3 protein-coding genes are annotated in these 2,875 nt (G+C 37.9%); all 3 read right to left on the bottom strand.

The window, feature by feature from the left end; genetic code table 11:
* Positions 1–787: Ger(x)C family spore germination protein (locus RB298_RS07135; protein ID WP_486046572.1), on the bottom strand; the 787-nt coding region annotated here is incomplete at its 3' end.
* Entirely contained in the window at positions 787–2,310 is a 1,524-nt protein-coding gene (locus RB298_RS07130; RefSeq protein WP_486046570.1) for a spore germination protein, read from the bottom strand. The genes RB298_RS07130 and RB298_RS07135, both read right to left, overlap by 1 nt.
* The coding region (locus RB298_RS07125; protein ID WP_486046568.1) for a GerAB/ArcD/ProY family transporter at positions 2,297–2,875 on the bottom strand (579 nt) is incomplete at its 5' end. The genes RB298_RS07130 and RB298_RS07125, both read right to left, overlap by 14 nt.

The following is a 2,875-nucleotide window of genomic DNA, read 5'->3' as shown; positions in this document are numbered from 1 at the left end:
CGGAATGATCAGGCAGCCTTACCCGTAAACCAGCTCGTACAAATTCATCGGTTATCCATCTAAGCCCTTTGATTTTATTCTCGGAAAAAACTCCTTTTAATTCAGATGATGTAATAGCCACTGCTCCGTTTACTTGAATAGCTGTTTCTCTTTTTTGATCCGTTGTTAAATGTTCTTTAGTCTGAACGAGAGGAATATTTACTTCGTGACTTGGTTCATTAAGATGGATAATGAGCTCTCTTAAATCGATTGGTGGAATAAACGAGTTTTGCTTAAAAATCACTTTAGGATCGCTCAAGCGAGAAAGAGCGTTCGATACTTCAAACATAGGCGTAGCTAACAACGTTTTTTTCAAAGGACTTTTCGTAGCATACATCCAGATGTTGTATCTCGTTTCCCGATAACGATCTAAAAAATCCACTGCAGATTTAACAGCGCCATGCTTTAACGCATCATCCGTTAAAACAAGGAAAGCTAAGTGCCCAAAAAAGATTCTGCGCTGAGAAATTTGATAATATCTAAAAATAGCTTCATCAATGGTTTTCCCTGTTGCATAGCCAACTTCTACTTTGACTTGACCCGCGCCAGCACCGCTTGCCTCGGATTTTGCTAATAAACTTAAATTAATGGTCTGCAGGTAAAGAACGTAACGGTTATCTTTAAAATCTACCCCCATTCCTTGTGCATATACCATTTGTTCCGGTTCATTCGTATCCCAGCACCCCGAAAGAAACAATAAAAAAGAGCTCATAACAAGTATAAGTAAATTCCTTATGTCCCTTTTCACTAACTTTCTCCTTTTTCGCGGGTGGAATCGCTTGGGTTAAGCATACTAGCTCTTGTTGCTTTTTTGCTTTCAGGAAGGCGGAAGAGAGATTTTAAAATATTTTTTGCGTCTAACCGGGTTGCTAACTCGAAATATGGCACACCAAACGTTCGGATGTTTGTAATATAGATCATGACTAAAAAGATGGATATAAAAAATCCAAAAAAACCTAAGATGCTGACACAGATAATACAAAAAAAGCGGATTAGTGAAATTGTTCCTATAAGAGACTGATTCGCTAGCGTAAACGTAGCAATTGTAGAACCTGCAATGACAACAAGCATGGCTGGACTGGTTAAACCGGCTCTAATGGCTGCATCACCGATAATAAGCCCTCCGATTACACTGAGCGTCTGACCGACGGAAGTCGGCAGTCTAAACCCTGCCTCTCGAAACAATTCAAATAAAAGAAGCATTAATATTGCCTCAAGAGAGGTAGGAAACGGGACACCTCTTCTTGCTTCAACAATCGTAGCTAACAGGCTGAGAGGAAGCTGATTTTGATGAAACGCCGTCATTGCAACCCAAAAACCCGGCAAAAAAGCAGCGATAGAAAGCCCAAAGATTCGAAGGATACGCTCAAAAGAGCTGTATAAATATGTATTTTCTTTATCCTCAGACCCCTTTAATAAGTAAAAAAGGTTAATGGGTGTAACATACGCATATGAAGTTCCATCAATTAATATAATAAACCGGCCATTTAACAGAGATTGAACCGCAAAATCAGGTCTCCCAGTATAAGCGTGGCGAGGAAAAAAGCTATACGGATTTTTATTAATGAGCTCTTCTAACTGTGTTCCGCTGAAAATACCGTCGATATCGATATCTCCTAACTTTTCCATAATTTCGTCAAGTATCTTCTTGTCAGCTACATCTTCCATGTATAAAATGCTTACTTTTGTTTTTGTTCGCTTTCCAATCTCTAAAGAGTTTGTTAACAAGGAAACCGATTTAAGACGCTTGCGAATTAAAGCAATATTGACAGGTAAATCTTCAATAAAATTATCTCTCGGACCCAATATGGTTACTTCATTTTTCGTTTCTTCTGGGCTTCTTTGAGGACGGTCCGAAATATCGATAGATACAACAGATTGTGCTGATCCAAAATCAATGAATAATTTCCCAGAAAAAATTTCCGAAACTGCCTGTTCTTCATCTTGAACGATAGAAACTGAGGGAAGGTTTAATAACTTTATGATCTTATCTCCTTCTACTTCACCCTCTAACTTAGCGCAGCATTCCTCTAATTTTTTAGGAATCATTTCATAGAGCATTTCCGTACTAACTAGACCGGTACAATAAATCATAAGCACTCGTTTGTTATAAAAATAAACGGTCTCGAAGTTAATATCGCTGCATTTTCCAAATAAATCTCTTAACGTACACTCATTGATTATCTGAGTACGAGAAGAACTTTCTTTTAAAAGGCTTTCCGTCTCTTGTTTTTTAGAGCTGTAGCCTTTTTTCTTCTTAAAAAATTCCACTCTTATCCCTCCTTGTTTTATGAGAAAATAGAAAGACTATGACTACTAAGAAAAGAGAGAAAGCAACAAATAACCAGAAAGTAGCCGGTATGATGGTGAAAAATAAAAGATTTGAAAAAGCAAAGTCCGTTATAGGAGCCAGCGTACATACAGTGATAACCACTAAAATGAGTAAAAGAAACCTTTTTTGACCTTTTTGAAACGGAACTAATTCTTTCATAATAAAAAGAAAGGTCGAAATACGGATAAAGGTACCCAATAACCACTGATAAATAGATAGAAAGTCGATATGCTCTATAAACTTTCCAAGTGATGCAATTCCCCATTCTTCATAGGGAGGGAAACGTTGCTTAGAGGCTTCTACAGGGCCAAATTCAGTAATTGCTCCAATGAGAGGTCCAATCGTAAGGCCTGTTAAGAGAATTGCAGCCACCGCTAAATGCTTATAGCGTATAGGCTGTGGTACTTTGTGCTGCAAAAAAAGCAGCAGCAGCAGCTCTACCATCCCCGATCCTTGAAATACAATACTTTTAATAACAGGAAGATAGCCATTTTCTAAAACAGG

This window comes from Priestia sp. BR_2 (assembly GCF_041954005.1).
Taxonomy (GTDB): Bacteria; Bacillota; Bacilli; order Paenibacillales; family Paenibacillaceae; genus Paenibacillus_AQ; species Paenibacillus_AQ lautus_A.
The sequence above is the reverse complement of the archived record's forward strand: the minus strand, read 5'-3'. Positions and strand labels throughout refer to the sequence as shown.